This is a genomic window from Mesorhizobium sp. 113-3-9 (assembly GCF_016756515.1).
In the GTDB taxonomy this organism is placed as follows: domain Bacteria; phylum Pseudomonadota; class Alphaproteobacteria; order Rhizobiales; family Rhizobiaceae; genus Mesorhizobium.
The window spans coordinates 3499627-3513904 of record NZ_AP023246.1; the positions used below are offsets into that span (position 1 = coordinate 3499627).

General features: G+C 65.1%; 14 protein-coding genes. 8 read left to right on the forward strand and 6 right to left on the reverse strand.

Features of this window, described 5'->3' with window-relative positions; all coding sequences use genetic code 11:
• Positions 1–60 precede the first annotated feature (60 nt).
• A complete protein-coding gene (locus MesoLj_RS17005) occupies positions 61–678 on the forward strand; it encodes a helix-turn-helix domain-containing protein (protein WP_202326812.1) in 618 nt (205 codons plus the stop codon).
• 48 nt (positions 679–726) lie between these two features.
• Here MesoLj_RS17005 and gcvA read toward each other — a convergent pair whose 3' ends face one another.
• Positions 727–1626: a transcriptional regulator GcvA gene (gene gcvA / locus MesoLj_RS17010; protein WP_202326813.1), complete on the reverse strand. Its 900-nt coding sequence runs from the start codon at positions 1624–1626 to the stop codon at positions 727–729.
• 127 nt (positions 1627–1753) lie between these two features.
• Between gcvA and MesoLj_RS17015 the strand changes: the two genes are divergently transcribed.
• Complete coding sequence (locus MesoLj_RS17015; RefSeq protein ID WP_202326814.1) at positions 1754–2458, forward strand: SDR family oxidoreductase; 705 nt, start codon at positions 1754–1756, stop codon at positions 2456–2458.
• A gap of 123 nt (positions 2459–2581) precedes the next feature.
• Positions 2582–3574, forward strand: coding sequence for an adenosine deaminase (gene add / locus MesoLj_RS17020; protein ID WP_202326815.1), 993 nt, complete (start codon positions 2582–2584; stop codon positions 3572–3574).
• A gap of 6 nt (positions 3575–3580) precedes the next feature.
• Here the strand turns inward: add and MesoLj_RS17025 are convergent, their stop codons facing one another.
• Positions 3581–4867 carry a cytochrome-c peroxidase gene (locus MesoLj_RS17025; RefSeq protein WP_202326816.1) on the reverse strand — a complete coding sequence of 429 codons (1287 nt, stop codon included), beginning with the start codon at positions 4865–4867 and terminating at the stop codon, positions 3581–3583.
• A 199-nt stretch (positions 4868–5066) separates the two neighbouring features.
• Between MesoLj_RS17025 and MesoLj_RS17030 the strand changes: the two genes are divergently transcribed.
• Positions 5067–6596, forward strand: a complete 1530-nt coding sequence (locus MesoLj_RS17030) for an acid phosphatase (RefSeq protein WP_202326817.1) — start codon at positions 5067–5069, stop codon at positions 6594–6596.
• 345 nt (positions 6597–6941) lie between these two features.
• Here the strand turns inward: MesoLj_RS17030 and MesoLj_RS17035 are convergent, their stop codons facing one another.
• Positions 6942–7502, reverse strand: coding sequence for a DUF922 domain-containing Zn-dependent protease (locus MesoLj_RS17035; RefSeq protein WP_202327322.1), 561 nt, complete (start codon positions 7500–7502; stop codon positions 6942–6944).
• 155 nt (positions 7503–7657) lie between these two features.
• Between MesoLj_RS17035 and MesoLj_RS17040 the strand changes: the two genes are divergently transcribed.
• A complete protein-coding gene (locus MesoLj_RS17040) occupies positions 7658–8155 on the forward strand; it encodes a hypothetical protein (RefSeq protein ID WP_244735462.1) in 498 nt (165 codons plus the stop codon).
• Between the two features lie 320 nt (positions 8156–8475).
• On the opposite strand, the gene pdxR is transcribed toward MesoLj_RS17040, so the two are convergent.
• A complete protein-coding gene (pdxR, locus tag MesoLj_RS17045; protein WP_202326818.1) occupies positions 8476–9921 on the reverse strand; it encodes a MocR-like pyridoxine biosynthesis transcription factor PdxR in 1446 nt (481 codons plus the stop codon).
• 29 nt (positions 9922–9950) lie between these two features.
• Here pdxR and MesoLj_RS17050 point away from each other — a divergent pair, with 29 nt between their 5' ends.
• The 3 genes from MesoLj_RS17050 to MesoLj_RS17060 all read left to right on the forward strand — a co-directional run bounded on the left by MesoLj_RS17050 (position 9951) and on the right by MesoLj_RS17060 (position 12706).
• Positions 9951–10679: a pyridoxamine 5'-phosphate oxidase family protein gene (locus tag MesoLj_RS17050; protein WP_202326819.1), complete on the forward strand. Its 729-nt coding sequence runs from the start codon at positions 9951–9953 to the stop codon at positions 10677–10679.
• Between the two features lie 207 nt (positions 10680–10886).
• A complete protein-coding gene (locus MesoLj_RS17055; protein WP_202326820.1) occupies positions 10887–11339 on the forward strand; it encodes a GNAT family N-acetyltransferase in 453 nt (150 codons plus the stop codon).
• Positions 11340–11506: 167 nt separating this feature from the next.
• Positions 11507–12706, forward strand: a complete 1200-nt coding sequence (locus MesoLj_RS17060) for an aminotransferase-like domain-containing protein (RefSeq protein ID WP_202327325.1) — start codon at positions 11507–11509, stop codon at positions 12704–12706.
• Positions 12707–12823: 117 nt separating this feature from the next.
• Here MesoLj_RS17060 and MesoLj_RS17065 read toward each other — a convergent pair whose 3' ends face one another.
• Positions 12824–13426, reverse strand: a complete 603-nt coding sequence (locus MesoLj_RS17065; RefSeq protein ID WP_202326821.1) for a general stress protein — start codon at positions 13424–13426, stop codon at positions 12824–12826.
• Positions 13427–13451: 25 nt separating this feature from the next.
• Complete coding sequence (locus tag MesoLj_RS17070; RefSeq protein WP_202326822.1) at positions 13452–14201, reverse strand: DUF4142 domain-containing protein; 750 nt, start codon at positions 14199–14201, stop codon at positions 13452–13454.
• Positions 14202–14278: the final 77 nt, after the last annotated feature.

Consider the following 14278-nt stretch of genomic DNA (forward strand, 5'->3'; position numbering starts at 1 on the left):
GCAACGAGCGACGACTACCTAGAGCAACGAGCGACGGATGGCCGCGCCATGGAGCTGACGATGTCGGAGCAACCGAACCTCGGTGATTGTCTGCGTGCGCTGAGAAAGACGCATGGCTGGACCTTGCAGGAGGTCAGCACGCTCACCGGCGTCGCGGTGTCGACGCTGTCCAAGGTCGAGAACGACCAGATGTCGCTGAGCTACGACAAGCTCCTGCAGATCTGCGAGGGGCTCGGCATCCATGTGACGGAGCTGCTCAGCGGCGACCGCAAGCAGCCGGCGTCGCGCACGCGCCGCTCTGTAACCTCGCCGGCCAACACGCTGCGCCAGCTGACCCGCAACTACGACTACCGGTATCTGGCCACCGACCTGGTGCGCAAGCGCATGGTGCCGATCCGCGCCTATGCGCGCGCCCGCACGCCGCAGGAATTCGGCCCGCTGACCCGGCATGCCGGCGAGGAATTCCTGATCGTGCTCAAGGGCGAGATCGAACTCCATACCGACCAGTACGCGCCGGTGCGGCTCAAGGCGGGCGAAAGCGTCTACATAGATTCCACCATGGGCCACGCCTATCTCTCGGTGGGCGAGGGCGACGCCGAGATGCTGTGCGTGTGTTCCGGCGACGAGCCCGACATGGAAGGCACGCTGCTGAGCGTGCTGGAGACTGTGGAGGGGTAGGGGGGCTGCTGCGCACGTTCCAATGCGGAGCCCAACGCCCTTGTTGATCTACACGGGCGCCCTTTCCCCCGCATCCAGCAGCCATTGCCGCACGGCCTGCGTCGGTTCGGGATGGCGCTGTTTTCTCGGCATCACGACATAAAAATCCTGCGTGCCGCGCATCTCGCCATGCACCGGCTGGATCAGCCGGCCGGCGGCGAGGTCGGCGGCGACGAGGAAGCGGCTGGCCAGCGCTATGCCCTGGCCGGCGAGGGCCGCGTCGATGGCGAGCCCGGTCTGGTTGAAGCGCATGCGTTTCAACTCGGTCGTCATCTTCAGGCCGACCGCCTTTTCCATGAATTCCGGCCACAGATTGTGCGCGTCGTGCAGCAGGACGTGGTGCTGGATTTCGGTCGCCGCGATTTCGCTTGTGCCGGCCGGCAGCAGGGCCGGGCTGCAGACGGCGATGATCTGCTGGGGAAACAACAGGTCGACGATCAGGCCGGGGCCGAAGGGGGCGCGGCCTTGCCGCACCGCGATGTCGACGCCGTCGGCCTGGAAGCTCGACAGGCTTTCGCTGGCCAGCACGCGCAGGTCGACCAGCGGATTGTCTGCCATGAAGTCCTGCAACCTGGGGATCAGCCATTTGGTGGCGAAGCTCGGGGTCACGCTGATCGTCAGCCGCGCCGGTTCGGGGCGTAGAAGCAAGGTCGCCTCCGAGATCAGGTCGAAGGCGCGGCGGATGTTGGGCACATAGGCGCGGCCCTCATCGGTCAGCGCCAGGCCGCGTGGCAACCGCTCGAACAGTTTCGTGCCGAGATCGGCCTCCAGGCCGCGAATGTGCTGGGCGACCGCCCCTTGGGTGACGTTCAGCTCCTCGGCGGCGATGCGGAAGTTGAGATGGCGCGCCGAGGCCTCGAAGGCGCGTAGCGCATTCAGCGGCGGCAGGCTCAGGAAGGCTTCGGGCATGCAGGAGTTTTTCTACTGGTTGATTTCAGGCATTCTGGTTCGAACCGAGCGGAAAAACCAGCTATATCAGCGCTCGGATCCCGAAAACACCGTTTTCGGCTCTCGCCAACCCGAAGAGGAAAATCCAATGAGTGTAGAAAAAGTGGCTGTGGTCGTGGCCGGCGGCAGCGGCATGGGGGCGGCGGCGGCCAAGCGGCTGGCGGCGGACGGCTTCAAGGTCGCCATCCTGTCCTCCTCGGGCAAGGGTGAGGCCCTGGCCAAGGAATTGGGCGGGCTCGGCGTCACCGGCTCCAACCAGTCGAATGAGGATCTGCAGCGCCTCGTCGACCTGACGCTGGAGCGTTTTGGCCGCATCGACGTGCTGGTCAACAGCGGCGGTCACGGCCCGCGCGCACCGATCCTGGAGATCACGGACGAGCAATGGCACACCGGCATGGATGTCTATCTGCTCAACGTGATCAGGCCGGTGCGCATCGTGGCGCCGCAAATGGTCAAGCAGAAGGGCGGCGCCATCATCAACATCTCGACCGCCTGGGTCGCCGAGCCGAATGCGATGTTCCCGACCTCGGCCGTGTTCCGGGCCGGTCTTGCCGCCTACACCAAGATCTTCGCCAACACCTACGCCGCCGACAATGTGCGCATGAACAATGTGCTGCCCGGCTGGATCGACAGCCTGCCGGCCACCGAGGAGCGCCGCGACAACGTGCCGATGCAGCGCTACGGCACATCGGAGGAGATCGCCGCGACCATCGCCTTCCTGGCATCGGAGGGTGCGGGCTATATCACCGGCCAGAACATTCGTGTCGATGGGGGTGTCATCCGGGCGCTGTGAGGCGCCGGCCTGGGGCCAGGCGCCGCCAGTCTCGCGGCCCGTGCGCAGTACTTTCAATCATTTCTTGAAACCGACAGCGACAGTTTCATGGTTTGATGGTGCCGGCCAAGAGGGGAGGCATCATTGACCGACTTCATCGGACTGCCGAAAGCCGAAGTGCACATCCATATCGAGGGCTGCTTCGAGGCCGACGATGTGGTCAGGAACTGCGAGGAAGCCGGCATTGCGCTGCGCGCGCCGCGCGACAGGCTGTTCGAAGCCCATGACCTCAAGAGTTTTCTCGAGATGCTCGACTGGTTGTGCGGGACTTTTCGCACGCGCGAGCAGCTCGCGACCACGGCCTACAAGTTCGCGCAGCGCATGGGCCGAAGCGGCGTGCGCTACGCCGACGTCATCGTCAACCCGACGCACTGGCCGCATTGGCACAAAGACATTCGGGGGATGATCGACGCGTTCGATGCGGGTTTCGCGGCCGCCGAACAGGATGGGCACCCGCCGGTCGGGCTTTGCGTCAGCCTGCTTCGCACCCAGTCGGCGGCGGAAGCGATCGAGCTGGTGGAGCTGCTGATCGACATCAGGCACGGCCGTGTCGTTGCCTTGTCGATCGACGGCAACGAAGCGGCTGCCGGCCGCACCGGCCCACGCTTCGCCGAGGCGTTTCGCCGTGCCGGCGCGGCGGGTTTGCGGCGCACGGTTCACGCCGGCGAGTCGAGCGGGCCGGAAGGCGTTCGCGACGCAATCGAGCTGCTCGGTGCCGACCGCATCGACCACGGCGTGCGGGCGATCGAGGATCCGGACCTTGTCGACTTGCTGGCGCAAAGACAGATTCCGCTCGGCATCTGTCCGGTCTCCAACCTGGCGCTCGGCGTCTATCCCTCGTTGGCGCAACATCCGCTCGACGCCCTGCGCAAGGCCGGTGTCCCGGTCTCCATCAACACCGACGATCCGGCACTGCTCGACACCACGCTTGAAGCATCCTACGCCGCTTGCGCCGAGGCCTTCGCCTGGGACGACGAAACCATCCGCCAGCTCGCCGCGACATCGGTGCAGGCGAGCTACGCCGACCCCGCGCTGAAGGCACGGATCCTGGCCGATCTGGCGGCCTGGCGAAGCTAGCAAGGTTCAGTTCGCAGGCACCGTCCCGGCCTGCTGATCCGCGTCCGTCAGCGTCTGCAGGAACGCGACAATGTCGTCGATCTCGGCGTCGGTCAGCGCCGGCTTGTCGCCGGGCTTTTTGCCGTTGAAGGGCGGATCCTGATTCAAGTTCGGCCAGTAAGCCTTTGGCAGATCATCATATTGCCGGACCGTACCATCGGCATTTCTGGGGTACCAATGGCCGGGATCGGTATCACGGCTGGCGTAGAAGGCGACAGCGTCGCGCAGCGTGTGGAAGGTGCCGTTGTGGAAGAAGCTCTTGCGCAGCGCGACGTTGCGCAGGGTCGGTGTCTTGAACAGGCCGCAAAACTCGGCCCGGCCCTTGAAGTCGGTGCGCAGCGGGCCGCAGAGGCCGAGATCGACATAGGCGGGATCGGCATTGGCGGGAATTGCCGCGTTGCGCGGCACGGCGATGGCGATCAGGCCAAAATCGGTGAATTGCGGCGGCTCGCCGTCATTGGCCGGTTCGCTGAGATGGCAGCTGGCGCAATTGCCCTTGGCCTCGTCCTCGAACAGCGCGCGGCCGCGCAATTCCCGCGCCGTCAGCTCGGCCTTGCCGGCAAGGAAGGCGTCGTAGCGGCTGGAATAGGGATAGAAATCAGGCGCACTCTGCTCGAATGTGCCGAGCGCCTCGGCGGCGGCGTCGAAGGCATCGCCCGGGTGGTCGAACACGTCGTCGCCGAAGGCGGCCTTGAACTCACCGGCATAGGCTGATTTGCGCAAGGCCGATGTGACGGCGGCCCCGTCCTTGTTGGCCATCTCGAAGGGCGAGAGCAGGGGGATTTTCGCCTGGTCCTTGCCATGGTCGGCCCGGCCGTCCCAGGTCAGGCCGCCGGTCGGGCCATTGTCGACGCTCTCATCGCCCTCGTCCTCGGAATCGTAGAAATGCTCGGTGAAGGCGGGCGCGGCCTGGAGATAGCGCAGCGACGGCACGGCGCGTACGCCTGGTTGGTCGAGATTCGGACCGCCCATCTCGACCGGCGTGGCCGAGGCCGGGCCGAAGGCATGGTGCGGGTCATGGCAGGACGAACAGGCCTGCTTGCCCGAGGCGGACAGCGCCGGATCGAAGAACATTTTTCGGCCAAGCGCGGTCAGCGCCTGCGCCCGCGCGAAGGCATCGGCACGCGATAGCGGGCCGGGGTGGACGCTGCCGGATCCGGCATGGACAAGGGTTTGCGGCCAGGCGAGGGCGAGGCCGAACAACGAGGCGGCAGCGGCCGCGATCATCAGGCGTTTGCCTCGTCCCGTCGTCATCGCTTCCCAGTCCATTTCGCTCCGCAGTTAGGGTCGCACTGCAACGGATTGATGACTGCTCCCGTTCTTCACGAAACCGTGTTCGCGGGCGAGGCAAGTGTCACAAAGGTGACAAGGCATCGACGTAGCTCTTTGCGTGCGCGGCCACCGGCCATGCACGACGCCTCTAGCCATCCCCCTTAGCCATGAGGACTCCTTGATGCGGCCCTTCAGTTCGCTTTTCCTGGCCTCCACCGCCCTGGCATCGTTCGCCAGCGCTGCCAACGCCGCCCCTCCCGGCTACGACAAGATCGATACTGTCGTCGTCATCTATGCCGAGAACCGCAGCTTCGATAATCTCTATGGCGGCTTCCCCGGCGCCAACGGGCTGGCCAATGTCTCGGCCGACCAGGCGCGCCAGCTCGACCGCGACGGCAAGCCGCTTGCCGAATTGCCGCCGGCCTGGGGCGGGCTGACCGCCAAGGGCGTGACGCCTGTGGTGACCGAGGCGCAGTCGGCGCATCTGAGCAACGCCAGCTTCGCCATCGACGACGCAAGCGGCTTCAACGAGAAGACCTCCGTCGTCACCCGCGACCTCTGGCACCGCTTCTACCAGGAGCAGATGCAGATCGATGGCGGCCGGAACGACAAGTTCGCCGCCTGGGCCGATTCAGGCGGTCTGGTCATGGGCCATTATGACGGCTCCGGCCTGCCGATGTGGGCGGTGGCGAAGAAATACGTGCTGGCCGACAATTTCTTCCAGGGCGCCTTTGGCGGCTCCTTCCTCAACCATTTCCAGCTCGCCTGCGCCTGCGCCCCGGTCTATCCAAACGCCGATACCAGCCCGGTGAAGGGCCAGATCGCCGTCGTCGAGGCCGATGGCAAGACGCTGAAGGTGGCCGACAACTCGCCACCCTCCGCCCTTGGCGGCGTGCCGAAATTCGTCAATGACGGCGCCATCACGCCCGACTTCTATGCCGTCAACACCATGCAGCCGCCTTACCAGCCGAGCGCCAACAAGCCCGTCGAAGGCGGCGACAAGGCGCTGGCCGACCCGGCGCAGCCGACGACGCTGCCGCCGCAGCACGACATCACCATCGGCGACCTGCTGTCGCTGAAGGGGATCGACTGGGCCTGGTATGCCGGCGCCTGGCAGGCAACGCTCGACGGCAAGAACGCGACGCCGGTGCCGAACTTCCAGTACCACCACCAGCCGTTCAACTATTTCGCCGCCTATGCGCCGGGCACCGCCGCGCGCACCGCGCATCTCAGGGATGGCGGTCTCGACGGTTCCGAATTCATCAAGGCGATCGATGACGGCAAGCTGCCTTCTGTCAGCTTCTACAAGCCGCAAGGCAATCTCAACGAACACAGCGGCTATGCCGATGTGACATCGGGCGACCAGCATCTGGCCGACCTCGTCGCGCATCTGGAGAAGAGCCCACAATGGAGCCACATGCTGGTCGTCGTGACCTATGACGAGAATGGCGGCTTCTGGGATCATGTCGCGCCGCCCAAGGCCGACCGCTGGGGCCCGGGCAACCGCGTCCCGGCCTTCATCATCTCGCCCTACGCGAAGATGGGCACGGTCGACCACACGCAATACGACACGACGTCGATCCTGCGCTTCATCACCGCGCGCTACGACCTGCCGGTGCTTTCAGGCATCGTCGCCCGCGACAAGGCGCTGCGCAACAACGACCAGCCGCCGATGGGCGATTTGAGCGCCGCGCTTGATCTGAGCCGGTAGGTTGGTTGGCGCCCTTCCTCTCCCTCCGGAGGGCAGGGCAATCGCATATGGAAACTTCCCGAAGGTTTGCCCGGCACGTACCCCCACCCCTAACCCCTCCCCACAAGGGGGAGGGGAAGTGGGTCGGCGCCGATCTCTACGAAGTGTCCAGGTCCGAAGCCAGAAAAGCGGCAGCGTTCCCTCCCCCTTGTGGGGAGGGTTAGGGTGGGGGTCCTCTTCGTAAAAACTCATATGCGATTGCCCTGCTCCGGAGGGGAGAGGAAAGGCGCCATTTGCCACCGTGGTGACCGCGCCATGGCGTCGGGGGCTTGAGGACCGGACCTGATGGAGCCGCGATGATGACAGTCAGGGACCGCTCACCAAGGCTAGCACAAGCTTCTGCAGATTGCCGCCCTGGCCGAACTCGACGCGGTCGAAATCGCGGCTGCCCTGTATCCTCGCCTTCGAGATCGCGTCGAGCCGGCGGACCACCTCGGCCCTGGTCTTGCTGCATTTGGGATCATCAGTGATAGTCAGGCCGTCTGTCGCGGCTTCGATGTCATGGACCATCTGTATCATGCTGGCGCCATGCACCTTCTCATGGGCGCTGACGCCGGCGATGAACACTTCCCAGTTCTTCTGGACGGCCGGCGGCAGCGGCGCGGAAGGGCTTGGCAAGGTGTAGGTGATGACCAGTTTCGGCTTCCCCGCCGTCAGCACGCAGTCCTTGCCCCTGGGCTTGTAGTCCCTGACCCCCCAGGTCAGCTTGAAGTTGGTGTAGGCGATGGCGCGGGTAGTGCCGACATTCGGCCCGTTCTCGCCGATCGACCGGTAGAGCTCGATCCCGGACTGGCCCGAAATGGCGTAGGTCTCGACCTTCTCGACCGGCTTCCACTCAGCATGGGCGGTGACCGGCAAGGCCAGCATGGCGGCCAGCAAAACACAAGGACGAACTCTCGACACAAACTCTCTCCAGGCCGGGACCGGGCGGCGGTGCCGAACAGGCGATGCCACCGGGCCACTTTTCCTATATGTTGCCGGTGGGGGCTGCAAATGTCGCGGCTGAGTCATTGGGGGAAATCATGAAAGCGGGATATCTCGTCGTCGCCGGTGCCGTGGCCGCATTGCAGGCCGCGCAGCCGGCTTTTGCCGCGTCTTGCGGCGGCTGGAGTGCCAAGATGGAGGAAGACGAGGGGGGCAGTGTGCTGACCGCCTCGGTCTGCGGCGGGCCGAAAGGCGACGCGCATCTGATGCTGGCCTGTTTCGACACGCCGGTGCTGAGCTATGACCTCGGCACGGCCGGCCAGCAACCGGAATCCGGCGCCAGCGGCGCGTTCGACTTCAAGGCCGACGGCAAGACGGTGACCAAGACGCTGCAGCTGGAGGAAATGTACGGTTATTTCACGGTGGATTTGGCCAAGGTCGATCCGTTGCTCGACCTGCTGCGCTCGAAAGGTGACGTGTCGGTCAGTTCAGCCAAATATGGCGCGAGCAGTTTTCCGCTGAAGGGGTCGAGCGGGGCTATCGGCAAGGTGCTGGCGCAGTGCGGGAAGGCGAAGCCTGCCGGTGACGGGGATTGAGGGGCGGTACCCGCGCCTTCGTCATCCTAGGGCGAAGCAAGGAGCGAAGCGACGCGGCGTAGACCCTAGGATCCATGCCGTGAGCTTTGCCGGAAAATGCAACGGAATCAGGATTTTATCCCGACGTATTACTGTTGTTCTGCGTCGAATTACAGTGCTCTATCCTGATCCGCTTTGGCCCATCACAGATGTCGCGGCATGGATCCTAGGGTCTCCGCGACGGAGCTTCGCTCCTGCTTCGCCCTAGGATGACGAAGGGTGGAGGGCTTCGGCTAATCTCCGAGGCTTGCGCTGCTCCAAACCAACACAACAACTACCGATCACGACCCCATCACCGCGCCCAGCCGCACCGTCGCTCCCATCAACTCCTCATCCGAAAACCCGGAAAAGCCCAGCACCAGCCCGTGCTTCGGCGCCCCGTCGATGAACATCGCCGACAGCGCCCGCGCGCCGACGCCTGCCGCTTTTGCCGCCTCGACGATCGCGGTGTCCGGGCCAGCGCCCCGCAGCATCGCCATCAGATGCAGCCCCTGTTCGGGCACCGTCACATCGAGCGCATCGCCGCAATGCGCCTCGAGGCCAGCCACCAGCACGTCGCGCGCGGCTTGCACCCGGCGGCGCACGCGTCTGAGATGGGCGGCGAAGTGGCCTTCGTTCAGCAGGTCGGTCAGCGCGCCTTCGGCCAGTGTCGAGGGGTAGCGGTCGGAGCGCGCCCTGACCGCCATCACGGTATCGAGCAGCGGCTCCGGCACCACGACATAGCCGATGCGCAGGCCGGGGAAGAGCACCTTGGAGAAGGTGCCGAGATAGGCGACGCGGTTCGCGCCATCCATGCCTTGCAGCGAGGTCAGCGGCGGGCCGGCATAGCGGAACTCGCTGTCGTAATCGTCCTCGATGATCCAGGCGTCGTTGCGCCGCGCCCAGTCGAGCAGGGCAAGGCGGCGGCGCATCGTCATCGTCACGCCGAGCGGATATTGGTGCGAGGGCGTGACGTAGGCCGCTCGTGCCTGTGGGCAGAGGCTTTCGCCGATCCCGGGATCGAGCCCTTCGCTGTCCACCGGCACGGCGACAATCCTGGCGGCGCTGCCGGCCAGCACGGCGTGCGCCATGGGATAGCAGGGGTTTTCCAGCCAGACGGCGTCGCCGGGGCGAAGTGCGGCGCGTGCCAGCAGGTCGAGCCCCTGCTGCGTGCCCGAGGTCAGCACGATCTGGCCGGCGTCGCAGCGCACGCCGCGCGCGGTCCTCAGATACGTAGCAATCGCGGTGCGCAGCGCGATGCCGCCGCGCGGATCGCCGTAGCGGAAATGTTCGGGGCCGGGGCGGGCGAGGTGGCGCGACAGCAGGATGCGGAACAGGTCGAGCGTGCGCGGGTCGGACACCGCGACGCCAAGGCCGCAAGGCAACGACGTGGCGGCATCGATCTCGGGCGGACGCGCCTTGGCCAGTGTTGTCGGCAGATACGGTACATCGCGCGCGACGAAAGTGCCGGCGCCGACCTTGGCGACGGCAAAGCCTTCCGAGATCAGCATTTCGAAACAGGCGACCGCCGCCGAGCGCGACAGGCCGAAACGCCCTGCAAGGTCGCGGGTGGTCGGCAGCTTGGCGCCGGCGGCCAGCGCGCCGGTCTCGATCAGCCGCCTGAGCGCGGCGTAAAGTTCGCGGCTGCGCGGGCCGTCGCCGGGCAAAACCGGGATCAGCGCCGACCAGTCCGGCAGATTGGTCTGAATTTTATTGCCTTGATTGGTTCTTTTATAGACCAATGCCATGACGCATGGTTGGCAGACAATAATTGAGGATGCAAGCCGTGAACGATGTCGCCGCCAGCTTTCCGACCACCAGCCGCAACCGGGTCAAGCGCCTGCATGAGCGCGGCAGCTACGACCATGCGGCCGTGTTCGCGGTGCTGGATGCCGGGCTGCTCTGCCATGTCGCCTATACGTTCGACGGCCAGCCCTATTGCACGCCGACCATCCACTGGCGCGAGGGGGACATGCTCTACTGGCATGGCTCGTCGGCCAGCCGCATGCTGCGCCAGTTGCGCGGCGGCACGCCCGCCTGTCTCACCGTGTCGCATCTCGACGGGCTGGTGCTGGCACGCACCGGCTTCAACCATTCCGCCAATTACCGCTCGGCCATGTGCTTCGGCACGGCGCGCATCGTTGATGACCCGGAGGAGAAGATGAAGGCGCTGGCCGGCGTCGTCGACCGCTTCTATCCGGGCCGCAGCGAAACCTTGCGGCCGATCTCGGCGCAGGAGGCCAAGGCGACGATGGTGATCGGCATGCGCATCGAGGAGGCTTCGGCGAAAGTCCGCGCCAAGGGTGTCGGCGATGACGAGGAGGATTACGGCCATCCCGTCTGGGCGGGCGTCATCCCGGTGCGGATGGTGATCGGTGCGGCCGAGCCGTGTCCTAGGCTGCTGCCCGGCATCGAGCGGCCGGGGAATCTGGCCGGCTATGCCGAGGGCGAGAGGCTAGACGCGGCGTTGACGCAGGCGCAGAGGGTGTATGAGGGCGAGGTGTAGTTAGCACCTCTTCCTTCCCCCCTTTGTGGGGGAAGGTGGATCGGCGCGCAGCGCCGAGACGGATGAGGGGTGTTCCAGCGGAGTGAGACGTCGGCGTTCCCTGGAACACCCCTCATCCGTCCTCGCTTCGCGAGGCCACCTTCTCCCACAAGGGGAGAAGGGAGAGCTCACTTGCCGCCGCCCATCGCCTCGCGCTAAGCCGCCACCATGATCACCTTCCGCAAGGCTGTTGCCGCCGATCTCTCCGCCATCGTCGCCATGCTGGCCGATGATCCGCTGGGCGCTGCCCGTGAGGATGCCTCCTTGCCGTTGGCGCAAGGCTATGTCGATGCCTTCAAGGCCATCGACGCCGACCCCAACCAGTTGCTGGCGGTGGCCGTGGATGGCGGCGAGGTGATCGGCACGTTGCAGATCACCTTTCTTGCCGGACTTTCACGCAAGGGCGCCTGGCGCGGGCAGATCGAGGCGGTGCGGATCGCCGGCCATCGCCGCTCGGGCGGCATCGGCCGGCGGATGTTCGAATGGGCGATCGATCAATGCCGGGCGCGCGGCTGCGGCCTTGTGCAACTGACCACCGACAAGGGGCGGGCGGACGCACACCGTTTCTATGAAGGCCTCGGCTTCACCGGCAGCCATATTGGCTACAAGAAGAGCCTTTAGGGGCAATTGTCCGCTGAGCTGACGAAGCGATTGATGTTTCCGCCCCGGCAGAGACTGGCGTATACCGCAAGAGCTTCAGGCACTATTCAAATTGCCTGGCAAAGCGGATATAGGTCAGCCAAGTTGACCTATATCCGAAACGTCTGGGGAGGCGTGACTTGACCCTTATGAACCTCTTGGCTTCGCGCTCGTCGCGCATGAAGGCCTCCGAAATCCGCGAACTGCTGAAGCTGCTCGACCAGCCGGATATCATCTCCTTCGCCGGCGGCATTCCCGATCCGGCGCTGTTCCCGGCCGATGCCATCCGCGATGCCTATGCCGAGGTGCTGGGCGGGGCGGAGGCGGGGGCGGCGCTGCAATACCAGGTGTCGGAAGGCTATCTGCCGCTGCGGCGCTGGATCGCCGGGCAGATGGGCAAGCTCGGTGTCGCCTGCGACGAGGCCAATATCTTCATCACCTCCGGCTCGCAGCAGGCGCTGGATTATCTCGGCAAGCTGTTCCTGTCGCCCGGCGACACCGCGCTGGTGACATGGCCGACCTATCTCGGCGCGCTGCAGGCCTTCAACGCCTATGAGCCGCGCTATGACCGTCTGCGGCCGGAAGGCGGCAACATGACGCCGGCGGCCTATCACAGTGCGGCGGCTTCAAATGGCGGCAAGGTCAAGTTCGCCTATCTGGTTCCTGATTTCGCCAACCCGACCGGCAACACGCTGGACCGGCAGCAGCGCGAGGCGGTGCTCGACCTTGCCGGCGAACTCGACATCGCCGTCATCGAGGACGCCGCCTATCGCGCGCTGCGCTATGACGGCGAGGGCGTGCCGCCGATCCTGGCGCTTGACTGCGCGCGCTCCGGCGGCATCGACAAGGCGCGCACGCTCTATTGCGGTTCGTTCTCGAAAATCCTGTCGCCCGGCATGCGCGTCGGCTGGGTGTGCGCGCCGCGCCATGTGGTGGAAAAACTGGTGCTGATGAAGCAGGCCTCCGACCTGCACAGCCCCTCGATCAACCAACTCGTCATGCACCGCGTCGCCGAGGCCGTGTTCGACGGCCAGGTCGAGAAACTCATCGGCGCCTATCGCGAGCGCCGCGACGGCCTGCTCGGCGCGCTGGAAGCCAACATGCCCAAGGGCGTGACCTGGAGCCGCCCGGAAGGCGGCATGTTCGTCTGGGCGACGCTGCCGGAGGGGGTCGATGCAACCGAACTGCTGGCGCGGTCGGTGAAGGACGCGCGCGTCGCCTTCGTGCCGGGCAACGCTTTTTATGCCGACGGCACCGGGCGCAACACGCTGCGGCTGTCCTTCACTCTGGCTGACCGCCGCGCGGTGACCGAGGGCATTCCAAGGCTGGCGGCGCTGCTGAAGGCGTAGGCTTAGGGGAGCTTCGCCGCCGGAATGATGATCCGGCAGCGAAGCTTCTGGAGCAGTTCACCGTTTCACGGAAACGGCAAACCGCCCTAACTCTTTGTTTCCTGGAATTGCTCGAAGTCAGATGCGGTTGATGTCACGAGCTCCGTCGCGTCCGATTTCGTTCGAGCGGTAATTCTCCGCATCGGCGTCAAAGCCGGTCCAACCGTCGGCCTGGTATTCACCGCGCCGCTCTTCCAGGTTCACGGACTTGGCCTGCCCGAGAATCCTTTCAGCCTCGGGCACGAACTGGTCATCGACCTTGGCCGTGACCAATGTGCCGCCACGGCGCACGCCCTCCGCGTAAACGTGTGCATCGGTTTCAGACACGCCGGAGTCGGTCAGTGCGCCGACGATGCCACCCGCGGCGCCGCCAACCACGGCACCTCCCACCGCGCCGACCGCGGTGGCCGCCAGCCATCCGGCCGCCACCACCGGGCCGACGCCCGGAATGGCCATGAGGCCGAGTCCAGCCAGCAGCCCGCCGGCTCCGCCGATCGCAGCTCCAAGTCCAGCACCGCCCGCGGCATCATCCGCGGCCTTGGAGCCGTCATTTTCGTGCCGGTTGTCCGCATTGTTGGCGACGATGCTGATGTCGGAATGCGGAATGCCCGTGGCTTCCAGTTCGCCAACGGCATCGGAAGCGTCGTCATAATTGTCGAATAGTCCGGTTACGGTTTTCATGGTCTTGATCTCCTCGATTTCGGATTCAGTTGGTGCCGGCAACGACGTTGCCCTTGTAGTCCAGCGCGATGGTGGTGTTCTTGCCGCCCTTGCTCGCCTGTCCACGCCAGATGCCTTGGTCGTCCTTGGTCAGCTTCGAAACATCCGAGAAACCGGCATCCTGGATCCGGCCCTTTGCCTGGTCTTCGGTGAAGCTGTTCGCGCCGGAAAGCGGAGGGGCCTGGTCGGGCTTGTCGCCGACCGTGACCTTGGGCGTCTGCGAACTCGACGACTGGGTGCCCATGGTCGCCGCGATCTTCTCGATCATCTCCTGGTGCATCTTGAGCGTCGGCACGGTCTGCCCGGCGAACGTCTTCAGTTCGGCGTTGTCGCCGTCCTTGGCGTAGCTCTCGAACAGCTTCACGGCATCGGTGTGCGCGTCGCGCTGCATCTGGACGTAGGAGCCGTCGATCGGATCCTTGCCGTTCCGCAAGGTGTCGGCATCACTCTTGTGCTTGGCGTCCAGTTCCTTGGGAACCGTCAGCTTCTGCTCGCCGGCGATCGTCTCCAGCTTGGCATTGGCCGCGCCGTGATCGTCGATCATCTTATGCGCAAAATCCTTGACGCTCTGATCCTGCGATCTGGTCTCGGCGATCTTGCTCGAATCTATTTCGAACATCGCACCGTTCGCTGCCTTGTCGACAAAGTCTTGCGCGCTGTCGGCAGCAAAGGCCGGCAGCGCGAAAGCCATAGCTGTGGCTGTGGCCAGTGAGGCCATAAGAAGGCGAGTTTTCATGGGGAAGGTCCTTGTTTATGCACATATGTGCTGAGGACTTAATCTGCGCTCGAGAGCTTTGTTCCGAGGGATAAGCA

What these genes read in the sequence shown, in the direction of transcription:
- MesoLj_RS17065 (WP_202326821.1), bottom strand. Translation starts at nt 13,426, where the DNA reads ATGAAAACCGTAACCGGACTATTCGACAATTATGACGACGCTTCCGAT.
- MesoLj_RS17040 (WP_244735462.1), top strand. Translation starts at nt 7,658, where the DNA reads ATGAAAGCGGGATATCTCGTCGTCGCCGGTGCCGTGGCCGCATTGCAG.
- MesoLj_RS17015 (WP_202326814.1), top strand. Translation starts at nt 1,754, where the DNA reads ATGAGTGTAGAAAAAGTGGCTGTGGTCGTGGCCGGCGGCAGCGGCATG.
- MesoLj_RS17050 (WP_202326819.1), top strand. Translation starts at nt 9,951, where the DNA reads ATGCAAGCCGTGAACGATGTCGCCGCCAGCTTTCCGACCACCAGCCGC.
- MesoLj_RS17070 (WP_202326822.1), bottom strand. Translation starts at nt 14,201, where the DNA reads ATGAAAACTCGCCTTCTTATGGCCTCACTGGCCACAGCCACAGCTATG.
- MesoLj_RS17035 (WP_202327322.1), bottom strand. Translation starts at nt 7,502, where the DNA reads ATGCTGGCCTTGCCGGTCACCGCCCATGCTGAGTGGAAGCCGGTCGAG.
- MesoLj_RS17055 (WP_202326820.1), top strand. Translation starts at nt 10,887, where the DNA reads ATGATCACCTTCCGCAAGGCTGTTGCCGCCGATCTCTCCGCCATCGTC.
- MesoLj_RS17025 (WP_202326816.1), bottom strand. Translation starts at nt 4,867, where the DNA reads ATGACGACGGGACGAGGCAAACGCCTGATGATCGCGGCCGCTGCCGCC.
- MesoLj_RS17005 (WP_202326812.1), top strand. Translation starts at nt 61, where the DNA reads ATGTCGGAGCAACCGAACCTCGGTGATTGTCTGCGTGCGCTGAGAAAG.
- MesoLj_RS17060 (WP_202327325.1), top strand. Translation starts at nt 11,507, where the DNA reads ATGAACCTCTTGGCTTCGCGCTCGTCGCGCATGAAGGCCTCCGAAATC.
- pdxR (WP_202326818.1), bottom strand. Translation starts at nt 9,921, where the DNA reads ATGGCATTGGTCTATAAAAGAACCAATCAAGGCAATAAAATTCAGACC.
- MesoLj_RS17030 (WP_202326817.1), top strand. Translation starts at nt 5,067, where the DNA reads ATGCGGCCCTTCAGTTCGCTTTTCCTGGCCTCCACCGCCCTGGCATCG.
- gcvA (WP_202326813.1), bottom strand. Translation starts at nt 1,626, where the DNA reads ATGCCCGAAGCCTTCCTGAGCCTGCCGCCGCTGAATGCGCTACGCGCC.